Below are 1,907 nucleotides of genomic sequence, written 5' to 3'. Positions count from 1 at the left end.
CCCAAAGCAGGGCAGGGCAAGCCCGGCCAGGGCCGGCCGCAGGGCGCGCGCAAGCCGCGCTCGCAGGAAGACATCGATCTGGCCAAGGCCTACGCCATCCGTGCCCAGCGCGAGAAGGACGAGCGCATCGAGCCGAGCGCCGGAAGCAGGAAGAAGCCCGCCTGCGCCGCGAAGCCCGCGCCAGGCTCGACGAGCTGATCAAGGACAAGGGACTGAACGATCCTGAGGCCGATATCGCCCGGCACTTCGAGTACGGCGGCAAGATCAAGCGCATCTATGTCAATGCCGACCAGCTCAAGGCGCTCAATGCCGGCGAGCTGGGGGTGTTGCAGCAGAACGGTCGCTACCTGCTGGTCACCGCGGCGGTCCTGGCCGAGGCCGAGCAGGTGTTCGCGCCCTCGGTGGCGCTGAAGATCGACCCGAACGCGCCGGCCGAAGCCGATCCGTATGCCGATCCGATGTACCAGGTGCCGGACGACCTGGTCTGGTAAAGCGGTTCCGGCCGCCTCGGTGTGACAGAAAAGACAGGCCGCTGGCCTGTCTTTTTCCATGTGCGGCGTCGGCTACGGTTTGGGGCGCGGCTCGCCTCGAGGCTGACGATCCGCACCGGCAACAGGCGCAGTGGCCCTGCAAGCGACTCGCCTCCGCGGCGGACGGCGCTTCCTGCGTGGGGAATGGCTGCCTGCACAGGTATCTGCTAGCCCGCGGCCCGCCGGGCCTGTCGGGAGGGCGGCAGCCAGTACAGCGCGATCAGCGCGCCGGCCAGGGCGAAGCCGCCACCGACGAGGAAGGCGACCTTGCCATCGCCGAAGCGCCACAGCTGGCCGGCGATCAGCGCGCCCAGCACGCCGCCCAGTCCCGAGGAGAAGCCGTAGAACAGGCCCTGGCCGTGGCCGTTGAGCTGGCCGGGGAAGTAGCGCGCCAGCAGTTGCATGGCCGAGGCAAAGAACGCGGCAAAGCCCAGGCAATGGGTGGCCTGGGCGACGAGCATCACCGGGATGTTCTCCGGCCACAGCGCGGTGGCCCACCAGCGCAGGGCGGCGCTGGCCATGGAAATGATCAGCAGCCAGCTGGCGTCCCAGCGGCGGAAGAAGCGCGAGATCAGGAAGAACACAGCCACCTCGAACACCACGCCTACCGTCCACATCAGCCCCAGCAACGAGGTGCTGTAGCCGTGCTGGTCCATGTAGAGCGAGAAGAACGTGTAGTAGGGGCCGAACGAGAGCTGTTCGAGGAACGCGGCGACGAAGAACGCCAGTACCGGCTTCTGCCGGACGATGGCCCAGAAACCGCCCTCGGTGTGGGTGCCGCCGGGGATGTCGCGGGCGTAGCGGTTGAGGAAGGCCGAGCCGATCATCAGCGCGAACAGCGGCAGCATCAGCCACGGCAGCTTGCCGGCGCCATGGTGTTCGATCAGCCAGCCGAAGCTGGTGACCACGGCGATGAAGCCGAACGAGCCCCACACGCGGATCAGGCCGTAGCGGTGGCTGTCACTGCCCAGATGGGTGATGGTGATCGATTCGAACTGCGGCATCACCGCGTTGTAGAAGAAGCAGAACGCGATCATCACCGCGTACATCGACCACTGCGGCGCGGGAAACAGGAAGGCGGCGAAGCTGAGCAGGGTCAGCACGCAGCCGATCCGCAGCCAGCGGATCGGCCGTGGCGAGGCCGCCGCCAGCGAGGTCCAAGTGCTGGGCGCGACCACCCGGGTGGCATACCACAGGCTCATCATCACGCTGATGGCGGTGACACTCATCCCGCGCGACTGCAGGTACAGGCTCCAGTACGGGGTGAACGCGCCGAGGGCGGCGTAATAGAAGAAATAGAAGCTCGACAGCCGTGCGGTGGGCACGGATGGGCGTGGCAGGGAAGCGGCGGTCATCACAAGGCGCCAGCGGCGCGGG

Annotated in this window: 1 protein-coding gene and 1 pseudogene; one reads left to right on the top strand and one right to left on the bottom strand. The window is 67.4% G+C overall.

What is annotated here, in order from left to right; translation table 11 throughout:
• Positions 1–491 (top strand): annotated as a pseudogene (locus tag JCM9942_RS14910) (DUF2058 domain-containing protein); the annotation flags it as partial.
• A 206-nt stretch (positions 492–697) separates the two neighbouring features.
• Here the strand turns inward: JCM9942_RS14910 and JCM9942_RS14905 are convergent.
• Positions 698–1,885, bottom strand: coding sequence for an MFS transporter (locus JCM9942_RS14905; protein ID WP_054660624.1), 1,188 nt, complete (start codon positions 1,883–1,885; stop codon positions 698–700).
• Positions 1,886–1,907: the final 22 nt, after the last annotated feature.

Origin of the sequence: Stenotrophomonas pictorum JCM 9942, from assembly GCF_001310775.1 — a bacterium.
GTDB lineage: Bacteria > Pseudomonadota > Gammaproteobacteria > Xanthomonadales > Xanthomonadaceae > Stenotrophomonas > Stenotrophomonas pictorum.
The sequence above is the reverse complement of the archived record's forward strand: the minus strand, read 5'-3'. Positions and strand labels throughout refer to the sequence as shown.